Source organism: Arthrobacter sp. NPDC057259 (genome assembly GCF_042668995.1).
In the GTDB taxonomy this organism is placed as follows: Bacteria; Actinomycetota; Actinomycetes; order Actinomycetales; family Micrococcaceae; genus Arthrobacter.
Genome location: NZ_JBHUYA010000004.1, coordinates 273,839 through 288,272, shown reverse-complemented (window position 1 = coordinate 288,272; position 14,434 = coordinate 273,839). Strand labels below are relative to the sequence as shown.

Here is a 14,434-nt window from a genome sequence, read left to right as displayed (position 1 = left end):
CTGCCCGCCGTCCGGTGCGGACGGCGGGCAGCGCTGCGGTGGCGGGTGCCGGCGTTGGGCGTCAGCTGCCCAGGACGGCGCGGAACTGCTCCCGGCGCCGGGCCTGCTCCTCCGGGTCGGGGACCGGGAGGGAGGCGATGAGCTTCTTCGTGTAGTCGTGCTGCGGGTTGCCCATGACCTGGCTGCCCAGCCCCTGCTCGACCATCCGGCCCTTGTAGAGGACGCCCACCCAGTGCGAGAGGATGTCCACCACAGCGAGGTCGTGGCTAATGAACAGGCAGGCGAAGCCGAACTCGGCCTGGATGTCCTTGAACAGCTCCAGGACCTTGGCCTGCACCGACACGTCCAGCGCCGACGTCGGTTCGTCGGCGATCAGCAGCTTCGGGTTCAGGATCAGGGCCCGGGCCAGGGAGGCGCGCTGCCGCTGGCCGCCGGAGAGTTCGTGCGGGTACCGGTCGGCGTAGGCCGCGGGCAGCTGCACGGACTCCAGCAGCTCGCGGGTCCGCTGCCGGGCCTGCGCCGGTGTCGGCTTGCCGTGGATGACCAGGGGTTCGGCGATGCACTCCCCGATGGTCAGCTGCGGGTTGAACGACGCCGCCGGGTCCTGGAACACGAAGCCGATCTGCTTGCGCAGCGGCTTGAAGCTGCGCTCCTTGAGGTTGAGCATCTCGTAGTCGAGAACTTTCAGGCTGCCGCCGGTGGTCTTGTTCAGGCCCGCGATGGCCCGGCCGATGGTCGTCTTGCCGGAGCCGGACTCGCCCACCAGGCCAAAGACCTCGCCCTCCGAGAGGGTGAACTTCACCCGGTCGACTGCCTTGAATGCCGGGCTGCCGAGGCGTCCCGGGTACTCGATGGTGAGGTCCCTGGCCTCGACCAGCACCTTCCCGCCCTGGTGGGCGCGTTCGGTCATCCCCGCCGAGGCGGAGTTGCGGCCCAGGTGCGGGACGGCGGCGAGGAGCTTCTTCGTGTAGTCCTGCTTCGGCTCGGCGAAGAGCACCCGGGAGGTGGCCTCCTCGACGACGTCGCCCTGGTACATCACGACGACGCGGTCCGCGAGGTCGGCGACGACGCCCATGTTGTGGGTGATGAGCACGATCGAGGTGCCGTACTGGTCCCGGAGGTCGCGGAGCAGCTCGAGGATCTCGGCCTGCACGGTCACGTCCAGGGCGGTGGTCGGCTCGTCCGCGACGATCAGTCCCGGGTTCAGGGCCAGCGCGGCGGCGATGACGACGCGCTGCTTCTGGCCGCCGGAGAACTGGTGCGGGTAGTAGTTGACCCGCGTCTCAGGGTCCGGGATGCCCACCTTGCGGAGGGCTTCGACGGCGCGGGCCTTGGCGTCCTTGGCGCTGACCTTGCCGCCGTTGCGTCCGGCGTGCGCGCGGATGCCTTCGGCGATCTGCCAGCCCACCGTGAACACCGGGTTCAGGGCCGTGGAGGGTTCCTGGAAGACCATCGCGACGTCGCGGCCGCGGATTTCCCGCAGCTTGGAGGCGCTGACGCTAATGACGTTGTTGCCGTTGATCAGCACCGCCCCGGAGCTGATGGCCGTCTCCGGCAGCAGGCCCAGGATGGTCTTGGCGGTGACGGTCTTGCCGGAGCCGGATTCGCCGACGATCGCGACAACCTCCCCCGGGTTGACCTCCAGGCTGACGTCCTTCACAGCGTAGACGTCCCCGGCGTCCGTGGCGAAGGTGACCTTGAGGTGGTCGATGTCCAGCACGGGGCCGGCGCCGCGGCCGTGCTGGTCGGCTGCGTGGCCGATATTGGTGGTCATGACGTGCTCACTTCTGCTGTTGGTGCTGCCGAGGCCGGGCCGGGGCCGGCGGCGTTGGATCCGGCAATATTGGTTCCGGCCTTGCCGGAAGCCTTCTTGCGGCCGCGCAGCCGGGGGTCGTTGAGGTCGTTGATGCTCTCGCCCACCAGGGTCAGGCCGACGACGGTCAGGACGATGGCCAGGCCGGGGAAGACGCCGGTCCACCAGATCCCGGAGGTGGTGTCGGAGAGGGCCTTGTTCAGGTCGAAGCCCCACTCGGCGGCCGACGTCGGTTCGATGCCGAAGCCCAGGAAGCCCAGGCCCGCGAGGGTCAGGATGGCCTCCGAGGCGTTCAGCGTGAAGATCAGCGGCAGGGTCCGGGTGGCGTTGCGGTAGATGTGCCGGGTCATGATGCGCACGTTGGAGGCGCCCACCACCTTGGCCGACTCGACGAACGGTTCGGCCTTGAGCCGGATGGTCTCGGCGCGGATGACCCGGAAGTACTGCGGAATGAAGACCACGGTGATGGAGATCGCCGCGGCGAGGATGCCGCCCCAGAGGCTGGAACGGCCGCCGCTAATCACGATCGCCATGACGATGGCCACCAGCAGGGACGGGAAGGCATAGACGGCGTCGGCGATGACCACCAGGATCCGGTCCAGCCAGCCGCCGATGTAGCCGCTGACCAGGCCGAGGATCACGCCGATGAAGATCGACATGATGACGGCGACGACGATCACCATGGCGGCGGTCTGGGCGCCCCAGACGACGCGGGAGAACACGTCATAGCCGCCCACGGTGGTGCCGAGCAGGTGCTTGCCGCCCGGCGCCTGCTGGGCGGGGAACCCGCCGTCGGCGTCGGAGATCTGGGCGAAGCCGTAGGGCGCGATCAGCGGGGCGAAAACGGCGGTGAGGAGGAAGATGGCGGTCAGGATGAGGCCCGTGACCAGCATGCCGCGCTGCAGGCCGACGCTCTTGTTGAAGTGGGACACGACCGGCAGGCGCCGGAACCACGGTTCCCTGCGGTTTTCCGCGGCGATAGTGGATTCAGTGCTCATGTCAGTACCTCACGCGGGGGTCGATCAGCGCGGCGACGATGTCCACGATGAAGTTGGTTACGGCCACGATTACGGCCAGCAGCACCACGATGCCCTGGACGGCCACAAAGTCGCGGGCCGTCAGGTAGGTAGCGAGCTGGAAGCCCAGGCCTTTCCATTCGAAGGTGGTCTCGGTCAGCACGGCACCGCCGAGCATGACGGCGATCTGCAGGCCCATGACCGTGATGATCGGGATCAGCGCGGGCTTGTAGGCGTGCTTGGTCACCAGGCGGTATTCGCTGACGCCGCGGGAACGCCCGGCCTCGACGTAGTCCTTGCCGAGGGTGCCGATGACGTTGGTGCGCACCAGGCGCAGGAAGATGCCGGCGGTGAGCAGGCCGAGGGCGACGGCGGGCAGCACCGCGTGCGCGGTGACGTCGCCGAGCGCGGCCATGTTGCCGCTGCGCAGCGAGTCCAGCCAGTAGATCCCGGTCGGCGCGGACAGCGCGGTGAGGGCCAGTTCGGTGGAGGTCTTCGCCCGTCCGGCGACCGGCAGCCAGCCCAGCCACACGGAGAAGGTCAGCTTCAGCAGCATGCCGGCGAAGAACACCGGGGTGGCGTAGCAGAGGATCGCGAAGATGCGCAGCACGGCGTCGGGGGCCTTGTCGCGGCGGTGCGCGGCCACCATGCCCAGCGGGATGCCTACCACCAGGGCCACGAGAAGGGCGTTGATGGACAGCTCGAGGGTCGCGGCGCCGTAGGTGGTGAGCATCTCGGAGACCTGGCGGTTGTCCGAGAGCGTGGTGCCGAAGTTGCCGGTGATGAGCTGGCCCAGGTACTCGAAGTACTGGACGAAGATGGGCCGGTCATAGCCGGCGGAGTGGATCCGCTCGGCGAGCTGCTCGGGAGGGAGCCGGCCGCCGAGGGCCGCAGTGATCGGATCGCCCGTAATCCGCATCAGGAAGAACACGAGCGTCACGAGGATCAGGATGGTCGGAAAGATCAGCAGGAACCTGATCAGGATGTATTGGCCCAGTCCCCCGCCGGACGACTTCTTCTTGGTCGGCATCAGGCCGTCGGCATCGCTGGGCGGTGCCTCGATAAGTGTTGTCATTGGTACCTAAATGTGTGTTTCCGTCGGCTTCGTGGGCCTTGGGAATCGGTTGTCCTGCCCTCAGCACGGAGGCGGGACGCCGCGCGGGCGCCCCGCCTCTGTGGCTGGTCAGGACCGGATGGGGATGGGACCTACTTGGAAATTACGCCAAGCCGGGTCTTGAAGGATGCGTCGAGGGTCTTGTCGACGCCCTGGACGTCCTTGCCGGCAACCATGAGCTGGGCGCCCTGGAGCAGCGGCAGGGAGGGCAGGTCCTTGGCGACGGCCGTCTGGGCGTCACCAAGGACCTTTTCGCGCTCACCCTTGTCAACGGTGGTGAGCTGCTTCTTGATCAGGTCCGTCACGGCCGGGTTCTCGTAGTGGTTCTTGAGGAAGTTGCCCGGGATGAAGAACGGGGTCAGGTAGTTGTCGGCGTCGGAGTAGTCCGGGAACCAGCCGAGCTGGTAGACGGGGTAGACGTCCTTGGTGCGGTCCTTGGAGTAGGTGACCCACTCGGTGGACTGCAGGTCGACCTTGAAGAGGCCGGACTTCTCCAGCTGCTCCTTGATCATGGCGTACTCGTCGCCGGAGGACTTGCCGTAGTGGTCCGGGTTGTACTGCAGCTTCAGCGTGACCGGGCCGGTGACGCCGGCGTCGCTGAAGGCCTGCTTGGCCTTGTCCAGGCTGGGCTTGCCGCTGCCGTCGCCGTACATGTCCTTCATCGGCTTGATGGCGCCGACGAAGCCGTCCGGAACGACGGAGTATGCGGGCAGGTAGGTGCCCTTGTAGACCTGGGTGGCGATCGCGTCGCGGTCGACAATGTCGGCCATGGCCTGACGGACGGCCAGGGCCTTCTTCGGGTCGGCCTCGGGGGTCTTGGCGCCGAAGGGCATGGTGTCGAAGTTGAAGACGATGTAGCGCAGCTCGCCGCCCGGGCCCTTGTGGACCTTGACCTTGGAGTCCTTCTCGAGGTCGGCGGCGTCGGTCGCGGTCAGGCTGCGGCCGGCGACGTCGATGTTGCCCTGCTGGACATCGAGCTTGAGGTTGTTGGAGTCGGCGTAGTACTTGATGGTGGCGCTGTCGTTCGCCGGCTTGCCCAGGAGGCCCTTGTAGTCGGGGTTGGCCTTGAGGCTGATCAGTTCGTTCTTCTTGTAGCTCTCGATCGTGTACTGGCCGGCGAAGGGCTTGGCCTTGACGATGTCGTCGTCGCTCATCAGTTTGTCGGCCGGGAAGACTTCTTCGTCCACGATCGGGCCGGCGTTGGCGGCGAGCACGCCTGGGAAGACCTGGTCGTTGCCTTCCTTGAGCTTGAAGACGACGGTGGTGTCGTCCTTGGCGGTGACCGAGTCCAGGTTGCCCAGCAGCGATGCGGGGCCGTTGTCATCGTTGATCTTCACGACGCGGTCGATCGAGAACTTCACGTCCGAGGAGGTCAGGGCGTGGCCGTTGGCGAACTTGAGCCCGGACTTGAGCTTGACGGTGTACTCGGTGGGGGTGGTGAAGGAGGCAGACTCGGCAATGTCCGGGCTGGAGTCGGCCGTGCCCGGCTTGGAGTTGAGCAGGAACGGGTAGATCTGGTTCATCACCATGAACGAACCGGCGTCATAGGAGCCTGCCGGGTCGAGCGTGACCACCTTGTCGGTGGTGCCGTACGTAATGGCGCCACCGGAGGCCGAGCCACCGGAGGACGTTCCGCCGCCGGAGGGGCCGGTGCAGGCCGTCAATGCAAAGGCGGAAACCCCGGCCAGCGCGATGGCGCTCTGCAGGGCCTTTTTGTTCATTGCCATCTGTGAACTTTCTGTTCGATGAGTGCTCGTGGGCCGCCGAAAAGCTCGACTCGGGGCGACGCACGGTCCTGATTTTCTGATTCAACCAGAACACCGCAGGGTGTACCGCTAAATCTTGTGAGTTGAGACACAAAATTTACACCACGCGGGGCTTCTCATCGTTTCCTTCAGGTTTCGGGCCGGTTTCCGGCCCTCCGGAAGGAAGGCAGCAGCGGCTAGAGGGCCGCCCTCTGCAGGGAGCGGGCGGCGTCGATCGTCGCCTGCCCGAGGACCCGGCTGCCCTGGTAGAGCACCACGGTCTGGCCCGGGGCAACCCCGCGCAGCGGCTCGGCGAGGGTGACCACCAGCTCGCCGGAACCGGCGACGTGCTCCATCCGGGCCGACGCGGGCACGGGGTCGCCGTGGGCGCGGACCTGGGCGTGGCAGTCGAAGTCGGCGCCGGTGGCGATCTCGGCGATCGGCAGACCGGCCCAGGAAACCTTGATGCCGCGGATCTCGTCGATGGCCAGGAGCGCCTCGGGGCCCACCACCACCTTGTTCTCCTTCGGGCGGATCTCCAGGACGAAGCGGGGCTTGCCGTCGGCGGCGGGCGTGCCGAGCTTGAGGCCCCGCCGCTGGCCGACCGTGAATGCGTTCGCACCGGGATGTTCGCCCACCTTGGCGCCGGTCTCGTCCACGATGTCGCCGCCGGTCATCTCGATCTTCTCGGCGAGCCATCCGGCGGTGTCGCCGTCGGGGATGAAGCAGATGTCGTGGCTGTCGGGCTTGTTCGCCACGGACAGGCCGCGGCGTTCGGCCTCGGCGCGGACCTCGGCCTTGGAGGGGGTGTCCGCGAGCGGGAACATCGAGTGCTTGAGCTGTTCGTGGGTGAGCACGCCCAGGACGTAGCTCTGGTCCTTGGCCCAGTCCGCGGCACGGTGCAGCTCGGGGTTGCCATCGGCGTCGGTGATGACCTTGGCGTAGTGGCCGGTGCAGACGGCGTCGAAGCCCAGAGCGATCGCCTTCTCCAGCAGCGCCGCGAACTTGATCCGCTCGTTGCAGCGCATGCACGGGTTGGGCGTGCGGCCGGCGGCGTATTCGTCGATGAAGTCCTGGACCACGTCCTCCTTGAACCGCTCGGAGAAGTCCCAGACGTAGTACGGGATGCCCAGCACGTCGCAGGCCCGCCACGCGTCCCGGGAGTCCTCGATGGTGCAGCAGCCGCGGCTGCCGGTGCGCAGCGTTCCCGGCATGCGGGAGAGCGCCAGGTGGACCCCGACGACGTCGTGCCCGGCTTCGACGGCGCGGGCTGCTGCGACGGCCGAATCGACGCCGCCGCTCATGGCTGCAAGAACTCGCATACTGGCTTTCTCTGGGGAGTGGGAGGAGGGCGCCGGAATAACACAACGCCCAGCCCCGATTCTACCGCCGCGCCGGAGGCTGCCCCAAAAACCGCCCCGGGCCGCGGTCGGCGGCGGCCCGGCCGGCGGCGCCGTCGGGAGGCCTAGCCCAGGGCGTTGCGGCGGGCCACGGTGCCCGCGGTCTGGATGCTGGATTCGTGCCCGGCCATGCCGGCCTGCCGGGCCCGGGCGTACGCGCCGGGCAACGCGGCCAGCAGCGCGTCGACGTCGGCGTCGGTGGAGGCGTGGCCCAGGCTGAAGCGCTGCGCGCCGCGGGCGGTGTCCTCGTCCAGCCCCATGGCCAGCAGCACGTGGGAGGGACGCGGGACCCCGGCGGTGCAGGCGGAGCCGGTGGAGGACTCCACCCCGGCGAGGTCCAGGAGGAACAGCAGCGAGTCGCCCTCGCAGCCGGGGAAGGTGAAGTGGGCGTTGCCGGGCAACCGGCCCTCCCCCGGGGCGCCGCGCAGCACCGCCTCCGGCACGGCGGCGCGGACGCCGTCGATCAGCCGGTCCCGGAGCGCCGTGATCCGGGCGGTCTCCTCCGCCAGCCGGGCCGTGGCCGCCTCCGCGGCGGCGGCGAAGGCCGCGATCGAGGCCGTGTCGAGCGTGCCGGAGCGCACGTCACGCTCCTGCCCGCCGCCGTGCTGGACCGGGGTGAGGGTGACGGCGCGGCCCAGGACCAGGGCCCCGACCCCCACCGGGCCGCCGATCTTGTGGCCGGAGATGGACATGGCGTCCAGGCCGCTGGCGCGGAAGTCCACCGGCAGGGATCCGAAGGCCTGCACGGCGTCCGAGTGGACGGGCACGCCGGTGGCGTGGGCCAGCCGCACGGCCTCAGCTACGGGCTGGATGCTGCCGACCTCGTTGTTGGCCCACATGAGCGTGAGCAGGGCGATCGACTCCGGGTCACGCTCAAGTTCGGCCGCGAGCGCGGCCAGGTCCAGCACGCCGTCGGAGTCCACGGGCAGCCAGGCCACCTCGGCGCCCTCGTGCCGTTCCAGCCATTCGACGGTGTCCAGCACGGCGTGGTGTTCAATCGTGGAGCACAGGATCCGGGTGCGGCGGGAATCCTGGGCGCGGCGGGCCCAGTAGAGGCCCTTGACGGCCAGGTTGTCCGCCTCGGTGCCGCCCGAGGTGAAGATGATCTCGGAGGGGTGCGCCCCGGCTGCGGCTGCGAGCGCCTCGCGGGCGTCCTCGACGGCGCGGCGGGCCCGGCGGCCGGAGCCGTGCAGCGATGAGGGGTTGCCGGTGCGGGCAAGCTCCCGGGTCAGGGCGGCGAGCGCCTCCGCGGCGAGCGGGGTGGTGGCGGCATGGTCGAGGTAGGCAGGCACCCTCCAATTCTACCGGCGGCCCGTCCCGCCGTCGGTGGCCGCCCGCGGGGCCGCTACTGAATCCACTGCGGAACGACGTCGAAACGGGTGCCGGTCCGGTCCCGGCGCGCTGGTGTACATTCGAGCGGTGAAAGCGCCCCTGTACCTGGTCCTGGCCACCCTGTTCTGGTCCGGAAACTTCGTCGTCGGGCAGGCCGCCGTGGCGTCCATGTCGCCGCTGGACCTGACCTTCTGGCGCTGGACCCTGGCCGCGCTGCCGCTGCTGGCCCTGGCCCACGTCGTGGAGAAGCCGGACTGGCGCGCGGTGCTGCGCCGCTGGCCGGTGCTGCTCCTGCTCAGCGCGTTGGGGATGAGCGGCTACACCCTCCTGCTGTACGGGGCGCTGGGTTTCACCTCCGCGGTGAACGCCTCCCTCATCACCGCGGCGAACCCGGCCCTGATCGTGGTGCTGGCGGTGCTGTTCCTGGGCGAGCGCACCACCCGGCTGGGCTGGCTGGGCATCGGCCTGGGGCTGCTGGGGGTGCTGCTGGTCCTGACCCAGGGCCAGCTGGAGCGGATCCTGAGCCTGTCCATCAACACCGGTGAGCTGCTGATGATCGGCGCGATCGTGGTCTGGGGCTGCTACACGATCATCGCCCGCCGGCTGGCGCTGCCGCCGATCGCCGCCACGGCGGTGCAGGTGGCCATGGCCTCCGTGACCCTGGCACCGCTGGCGCTGGCCTTCCACGCCCGGCTGCCGGACACCCCGGCCGAGGCCTGGTCGCTGGCCTACATCGCCGTTTTCCCCTCACTCGGCGCCTACCTGTTCTGGAACCTTGCCCTGCGGACCACCCCGCCCGGGACAGCCGGGAACTACCTGAACCTGATGGTGGTGTTCACCGCCGCGATCACCGTGGCGCTGGGCACGGCGCTGACGGTGGTGCAGATCCTCGGCGGGATCCTGGTCATCGCCGGGGTGCTGCTGACCGGGCTAAGGGGCCAGCCCCGGGCCCTGCCGCTCACAGCGGCCCCGGCTACGGCCTCTTGGGCGTCCCCCGCCCGTCAGGACGACGGCGGCAGCACGGCCAGGCGCGCGGCGACGTCGGCGCGGGCCGCGGCCAGCGAGCCCCGGTCCGGGCACGCCACGGACACGTAGACCGACGAGCCTGCCTTCGCGAACATCCGGGCGTAGCTGACCGCTGCCCGCGTGCCGGCCGCGGCGCCGTCGTACACCAGTACCTCCACGCGGGGGCCGGGCTTGTCCGCGTCGCCGCCCCAGCGAAGGGTGTCGGTGGCGAGGTAACCGGGCAGGATGCTCGGGTCCAGGTAGTGGAACAGCGCCTCGGTGGAGGCCTTGTCATCCCCCGGAACCGCCAGCGGCCCCTGGTTGGTGCTGACCCGGGCCGCCGCCTGGCAGCCGTCGGCCTTCTTGTAGATGCTGGCCCCGGCCGTACCCTGCCCCGCGGCGGACCAGCCCGGGGCGTCCTTGAGCCCGTCGGAGAGTTGGACGGGGACCCCGGCGGCGAGGCTCTCCCCCGCACTGAAGGGCAGGTCGCGGGTGGCGACGGCGTCCGCGTCGTGGCCCGGGGTGACGATAGGGGTGGCGGGGGCCGGCACGCCGGTGGAGGTGGCGGGCGCCGGGGCGGCCGGGTCGGGGACGCCGACGCTGCACCCGGACACGGCCAGCAGCAGGACCCCCAGTAAGGGCAGGGCCGCGGCCGGGGAGCGGCGGAACGGGCAGGCAGGCATTGGACTCCTAGGCCAGCACCCGGAGGGCCCCGGGCACCACATCGATGGTCAGGGGCAGGGGTCCCAGCCGCTCGCCGTCCGCATAGGCGACGACGCCGTCGGCCTCCAGCACCACCCGGCGCACCCGGCGCAGTTCCACGGCGGGATGGCCGACGTGCCGGCCGGTGAAGACCTTCGGAAAGACCGCCAGGAGCGCGGCACGGGAGAGCGGGTGCACCACGAACAGGTCCAAAAGACCGTCCTCCAGGCTCGCCTCCGGAGCGATCGCCATGCCGCCGCCCATGGAGCGGCCGTTGGCGACCGAGACCAGCATGGCGCCCTGCCGGCGGCGCTCGCCGTCGATGGTCAGGGCGTAGTCGATGGCTGTGAATCCGGCCAGCTCGCGGAGCATGGCCAGGTTGTAGCGGGACTGGCCCCGCGGCCAGCGCCAGGCGTTGGCACGTTCGTTGACGGCGGCGTCGAAGCCCGCGGAGAGGACGCCGGCGAACCAGTGCGTCCGGCCGGCAGACACCGCCCGGCCGGCGTCGATCCGCCGGCCGCCGGAGCCGAGGGCCGCGAGGACGCGTTCCACCGCGGCAGGAATGTCATGCCGCGGCAGCTCCAGCATCCGCGCCAGGTCGTTGCCCGTGCCGGTGGGGATGATGCCCAGCGGGGTCCCGGCGGCAGTCCCTGTGAAGCCTTCGGGGGCGCCGCCGTCGGCCCCGGCGACGGCGGGCACGGCGGCGAGCGCATTGACGCCCAGGTGGACCATGCCGTCGCCGCCGACCACCACCAGGGCGTCCACTCCGCCAGCGACAGCGTCGGCCACCCGCGCGGCGAGGGCGGCATAGCTGTCCTCGCAGAGCAGCTCCACCTCCGCGCCGGCAGCCCGGAAACACTCCGCCGCTGCCCCGCCGGCGTGCCGGCCGCGGCCGAACGAGGCGCGGGGGTTTACGGCGAGGGCGATCTTCATGGCCTGAATTATGCCAGCCGCCGGGGAACCTTCCACGGCTCCGCGCTCGTTGTTCCCCTCAAGCCGGTTAAACTGGCGACGCCGGAGCCGCCGGCGGGAAGTCCCCTCGAGGCAAAGGAACGGTGCGTGACGCAGGGCAGCAGTTCGCATTACCAGGTCCTTCGGATTCCGGTCACGGCGACGGAGAAGGACATTAAGGTGGCGTACCGGAAGGCCGCACGCACCGCCCACCCTGACCACGGCGGGGACCCGGCCACGTTCCGTCGTGTCACCCTGGCCTACGAGACCCTCATCGACGCCCGCCGCCGGGCTGACTACGACCGTTCCTACGGCAGCGGGACCTCGGCCGCCAGCAGGATTCCGCCGGAGGACGAGGGCGCGCACTTCGACGCCCCGGCCGCCGGCAGCCGCGCCTCGGCCCACGTGCGCCGGCCCAACACACCGCGCAGCACCGCCGCGGACGCCCCGGTGAACGTCCCCTCCTTCGAGGACCTGGCGGCGGCCGGCGAGGTGCCGCTGATTCCGGCATCAACGGCGCGCCAGCAGGTCCACGGGATGCCCCGCCGCCGGGGCATCTTCGGTGCCGAGGCCCGGATCCAGCGCGAACTGCGGACGGTGCAGCTGCTCTCCCGGCAGGTCCTCCCCGGCATCCCGGCCGCCCGGCTGATCAACGGGCTGCAGTCCCCGGCGGACAACAGCCACATCGATCACGTACTGCTCTCCGGTTACCGAATGGCGATCATCGGCTCCATGCTGCTGCCCCCGGGCGCGTACGCCTGGGATGGACGCACCCTGAACCACGGCGGCCGCTCGGTCGCCCCGCCGCAACTGGCCCACGTGGTCCGGCGGATGCAGGACATCTTCCCCGAACTCAACGTCACCGGCTGGACCGTGGTGCACAGCACCGACGGCAACCTGCACGAGCCGGTGATCGACCGGCCCGGACGCCGGCGGGGCGGGGAGGACGCCCTGGAGACCGTCCAGGTGGTCAACGCCGCGGGCCTGGCCCGGGGACTAAAGCGGTTCCTCGGCTCGGGTCCGGCCCCCAACACGGTCCTGGTGCCGGTCCTGGCCCGGCTGCTGCGCGGGATGCATTAGCGGCCGGGGCCGCTGGCTAGGATGGGAACGTGTTCCGCATCCTCTTCGACAGCCCAGAAATTCCCGGTAATACCGGCAACGCCATCCGCCTCGCGGCCATCACCGGGGCACAGCTGCACCTGGTGGAGCCGCTGGGCTTCGACTTCTCCGACGCCAAGCTCCGCCGCGCGGGCCTGGACTACCACGACCTCGCCGTCGTCACGGTGCACCCGGACCTGGCCGCGGCGTGGGAGGCCCTGCAACCCGAACGGGTCTTCGCCTTCACATCCGACGGCGACACCTCCTACACGGACATCGCCTACCGCCCCGGGGACGTGCTGATGTTCGGCAGGGAATCCGTGGGCCTCTCCGAGGAGGCCAAACACGACCCGCACGTCACCGCGCGGGTCCGGCTGCCCATGTTGCCGGCGCTTCGTTCGCTGAACCTGGCCAATGCCGCCTCGATCGCCGTCTACGAGGCGTGGCGGCAGAACGGTTTCGCCGGCGCCAAGCTCTGAACGGCCCCGTTTAAGTCCCTCCCATCCAACTCCGGCGCGGCGCCGAATCCTTCATGGACACCACAAATGCCAACCAAGGAAAGGAGCGAGGAGCGGCCGGTGAGCACACTCCAGGTACACAGGTCCGGCGGACCGCACCGGGCGGGGCACTCCCCGCACGCCCGGCCTGATCTCCGCACGGGCGGCGGCGGCCTATGCTTGAAGGTGATGGAAACTCCGAACGCCCCGAACCGCGAGGCCGCTCCCCCGACGAGCACCACCGATGTGAACCACCGGCTCGGCGTGCTGCTCGACCAGATCGCCGGCGGCAGTCAGTCCGCCTTTGCCGAGTTCTACGAGCTCACGTCCCGCCGTGTCTTCGGCATGGCACGCCGTGTCCTGATCGATCCCGAACTCAGCGAGGACACCACGCAGGAGGTCTTCCTCCAGGTCTGGCAGAACGCGGCCAAGTTCGACGCTGCCGCCGGCAGCCCGCTGGCCTGGCTGATGACCATCTCGCACCGGCGCGCCGTGGACAAGGTCCGCTCAACCCAGTCCGCCAGCGACCGGGAGGCCCGCTACGGTGCCAGCAGCCAGGACATCGACCACGACTCCGTGTCCGACGAGGTCGGCGGCCGGCTCGAGGCCGAGGCGGTGGTCCGGTGCCTGGAAACGCTGACGGATACGCAGCAGGAATCCGTCAGGCTCGCCTACTACGGCGGGCTTACCTATCGTGAGGTGGCGGAGAAACTGAACGCCGCCGTGCCCACCATCAAGTCCCGCATCCGCGACGGCCTGATCCGACTGAAGAACTGCCTGGGGGTGAGTTGAGATGAACGACATTAATCCGCTGAACGGCGGGCGACCCGCCGGCGGTTTCTCCGACGACATCGCCACCGATCTCGCCTCCGGCCGCGCCGTCGACTTGGCCGAGGTGTACGCGCTGCACGCCCTCGACGACGGCGAACGCGACGCCGTCGACCGCTATCTGTCCTCCGCCCCCGCCGCTGAGCGGGCCGAGTTCGAGGAACGCGTGCGTCAGGCCCGGGAGACCCTGGCCATGAGCTTCACCGCCGAGGAGGAACCACCCGCCGGGCTGTTCGACAAGATCTCCGCCGCGCTGCCCGCGGCCGCCTCGGCGTCGACCCCTGCGACCCCGGAATCGGGGACCCCGGAGTCAGGAGCACCCGTCGTAGCCCTCCCGGGCGCCTCCGCCCCGGTGGTCGCCCGGCCCGTCCGGGACGCGGCCCAGGCAACCGGCACCGACGACCTCGCCGCGGCCCGGGACCGCCGGGAGCAGCGCCGCCGGCCGCAGGGCATGCGTACCTGGCTGATCGGCGTCGCAGCGGCGGCCGCCGTCGCCGTCGGCGGCGTGGGCGTGGGTGCCTACATCGCCAACCAGAACGACCCGATGGCCCAGGTGCTGCAGGCCGGTGACGTGAAGAAGGAAACCATCGACGTGATCGGCGGCGGCACGGCGTCGCTGACGCTGTCCTCGTCCAAGGACGCCGTCGTGGTCAAGATGAACGGCGTGCCCGCTCCCCCGTCCGGCAAGGTCTACCAGATGTGGCTGATCCCCAAGGACGGGTCGGCCCCGGTCTCCAAGGGGCTGATGGACGCCGAGGCGCTGTCCAAGCCCGCCGTGGTCACCGGCATCGGCTCCGCGGCGGCGCTGGGCATCACGGTGGAACCGGTGGGAGGGTCCAAGACACCCACCATGCCCACGGTGGCGGCGGCCTCGCTGGGAGCCTGAGCGGCCGCGCGAACAATCTCTACAACGACAAAAGCCGCGCCGACCCC

The 14,434-nt window shown here is 70.0% G+C and carries 13 protein-coding genes; 5 read left to right on the top strand and 8 right to left on the bottom strand.

What is annotated here, in order from left to right; all coding sequences use genetic code 11:
- Nucleotides 1–61: 61 nt before the first annotated feature.
- The 6 genes from ACFUCU_RS09090 to ACFUCU_RS09065 all read right to left on the bottom strand — a co-directional run bounded on the left by ACFUCU_RS09090 (nucleotide 62) and on the right by ACFUCU_RS09065 (nucleotide 8,380).
- Complete coding sequence (locus tag ACFUCU_RS09090) at nucleotides 62–1,774, bottom strand: ABC transporter ATP-binding protein (RefSeq protein ID WP_377972109.1); 1,713 nt, start codon at nucleotides 1,772–1,774, stop codon at nucleotides 62–64.
- Nucleotides 1,771–2,811, bottom strand: coding sequence for an ABC transporter permease (locus ACFUCU_RS09085; RefSeq protein WP_377972108.1), 1,041 nt, complete (start codon nucleotides 2,809–2,811; stop codon nucleotides 1,771–1,773). Before ACFUCU_RS09085 ends, ACFUCU_RS09090 begins: the two co-directional genes overlap by 4 nt.
- A 1-nt stretch (nucleotide 2,812) precedes the next feature.
- Nucleotides 2,813–3,904, bottom strand: coding sequence for an ABC transporter permease (locus ACFUCU_RS09080; protein ID WP_290255696.1), 1,092 nt, complete (start codon nucleotides 3,902–3,904; stop codon nucleotides 2,813–2,815).
- 131 nt (nucleotides 3,905–4,035) lie between these two features.
- Entirely contained in the window at nucleotides 4,036–5,670 is a 1,635-nt protein-coding gene (locus ACFUCU_RS09075) for an ABC transporter substrate-binding protein (protein ID WP_290255697.1), read from the bottom strand.
- Between the two features lie 215 nt (nucleotides 5,671–5,885).
- A complete protein-coding gene (mnmA, locus tag ACFUCU_RS09070; RefSeq protein WP_377972107.1) occupies nucleotides 5,886–7,010 on the bottom strand; it encodes a tRNA 2-thiouridine(34) synthase MnmA in 1,125 nt (374 codons plus the stop codon).
- A 143-nt stretch (nucleotides 7,011–7,153) separates the two neighbouring features.
- The gene (locus tag ACFUCU_RS09065; protein ID WP_377972106.1) at nucleotides 7,154–8,380 is read right to left on the bottom strand and encodes a cysteine desulfurase family protein; all 1,227 of its coding nucleotides are present in this window, start codon (nucleotides 8,378–8,380) and stop codon (nucleotides 7,154–7,156) included.
- A 127-nt stretch (nucleotides 8,381–8,507) separates the two neighbouring features.
- Between ACFUCU_RS09065 and ACFUCU_RS09060 the strand changes: the two genes are divergently transcribed.
- Nucleotides 8,508–9,515 (top strand): DMT family transporter, encoded by a 1,008-nt coding sequence (locus tag ACFUCU_RS09060; RefSeq protein ID WP_377972104.1) that lies wholly within the window; start codon nucleotides 8,508–8,510, stop codon nucleotides 9,513–9,515.
- On the opposite strand, the gene ACFUCU_RS09055 is transcribed toward ACFUCU_RS09060, so the two are convergent.
- Together ACFUCU_RS09055 and ACFUCU_RS09050 are read right to left on the bottom strand one after the other, a co-directional pair.
- Entirely contained in the window at nucleotides 9,422–10,108 is a 687-nt protein-coding gene (locus ACFUCU_RS09055) for a hypothetical protein (protein ID WP_377972102.1), read from the bottom strand. The genes ACFUCU_RS09060 and ACFUCU_RS09055 overlap by 94 nt on opposite strands.
- A gap of 7 nt (nucleotides 10,109–10,115) precedes the next feature.
- Complete coding sequence (locus ACFUCU_RS09050) at nucleotides 10,116–11,060, bottom strand: diacylglycerol/lipid kinase family protein (RefSeq protein ID WP_377972100.1); 945 nt, start codon at nucleotides 11,058–11,060, stop codon at nucleotides 10,116–10,118.
- A 126-nt stretch (nucleotides 11,061–11,186) separates the two neighbouring features.
- On the opposite strand from ACFUCU_RS09050, the gene ACFUCU_RS09045 reads away from it, so the two are divergent.
- The 4 genes from ACFUCU_RS09045 (at nucleotide 11,187) to ACFUCU_RS09030 (ending at nucleotide 14,387) form a co-directional block, all read left to right on the top strand.
- Complete coding sequence (locus tag ACFUCU_RS09045; protein ID WP_377972099.1) at nucleotides 11,187–12,158, top strand: J domain-containing protein; 972 nt, start codon at nucleotides 11,187–11,189, stop codon at nucleotides 12,156–12,158.
- 29 nt (nucleotides 12,159–12,187) lie between these two features.
- The gene (locus tag ACFUCU_RS09040; protein ID WP_377972098.1) at nucleotides 12,188–12,655 is read left to right on the top strand and encodes a tRNA (cytidine(34)-2'-O)-methyltransferase; all 468 of its coding nucleotides are present in this window, start codon (nucleotides 12,188–12,190) and stop codon (nucleotides 12,653–12,655) included.
- A gap of 207 nt (nucleotides 12,656–12,862) precedes the next feature.
- Complete coding sequence (locus ACFUCU_RS09035) at nucleotides 12,863–13,465, top strand: sigma-70 family RNA polymerase sigma factor (protein WP_364132913.1); 603 nt, start codon at nucleotides 12,863–12,865, stop codon at nucleotides 13,463–13,465.
- Between the two features lies 1 nt (nucleotide 13,466).
- Complete coding sequence (locus tag ACFUCU_RS09030; RefSeq protein ID WP_377972096.1) at nucleotides 13,467–14,387, top strand: anti-sigma factor domain-containing protein; 921 nt, start codon at nucleotides 13,467–13,469, stop codon at nucleotides 14,385–14,387.
- Nucleotides 14,388–14,434: the final 47 nt, after the last annotated feature.

Excerpts from the sequence above, each read along its gene's own strand:
- ACFUCU_RS09090 (WP_377972109.1), bottom strand. The coding sequence starts at position 1,774 with ATGACCACCAATATCGGCCACGCAGCCGACCAGCACGGCCGCGGCGCC.
- ACFUCU_RS09085 (WP_377972108.1), bottom strand. The coding sequence starts at position 2,811 with ATGAGCACTGAATCCACTATCGCCGCGGAAAACCGCAGGGAACCGTGG.
- ACFUCU_RS09080 (WP_290255696.1), bottom strand. The coding sequence starts at position 3,904 with ATGACAACACTTATCGAGGCACCGCCCAGCGATGCCGACGGCCTGATG.
- ACFUCU_RS09075 (WP_290255697.1), bottom strand. The coding sequence starts at position 5,670 with ATGGCAATGAACAAAAAGGCCCTGCAGAGCGCCATCGCGCTGGCCGGG.
- mnmA (WP_377972107.1), bottom strand. The coding sequence starts at position 7,010 with ATGCGAGTTCTTGCAGCCATGAGCGGCGGCGTCGATTCGGCCGTCGCA.
- ACFUCU_RS09055 (WP_377972102.1), bottom strand. The coding sequence starts at position 10,108 with ATGCCTGCCTGCCCGTTCCGCCGCTCCCCGGCCGCGGCCCTGCCCTTA.
- ACFUCU_RS09050 (WP_377972100.1), bottom strand. The coding sequence starts at position 11,060 with ATGAAGATCGCCCTCGCCGTAAACCCCCGCGCCTCGTTCGGCCGCGGC.
- ACFUCU_RS09035 (WP_364132913.1), top strand. The coding sequence starts at position 12,863 with ATGGAAACTCCGAACGCCCCGAACCGCGAGGCCGCTCCCCCGACGAGC.
- ACFUCU_RS09030 (WP_377972096.1), top strand. The coding sequence starts at position 13,467 with ATGAACGACATTAATCCGCTGAACGGCGGGCGACCCGCCGGCGGTTTC.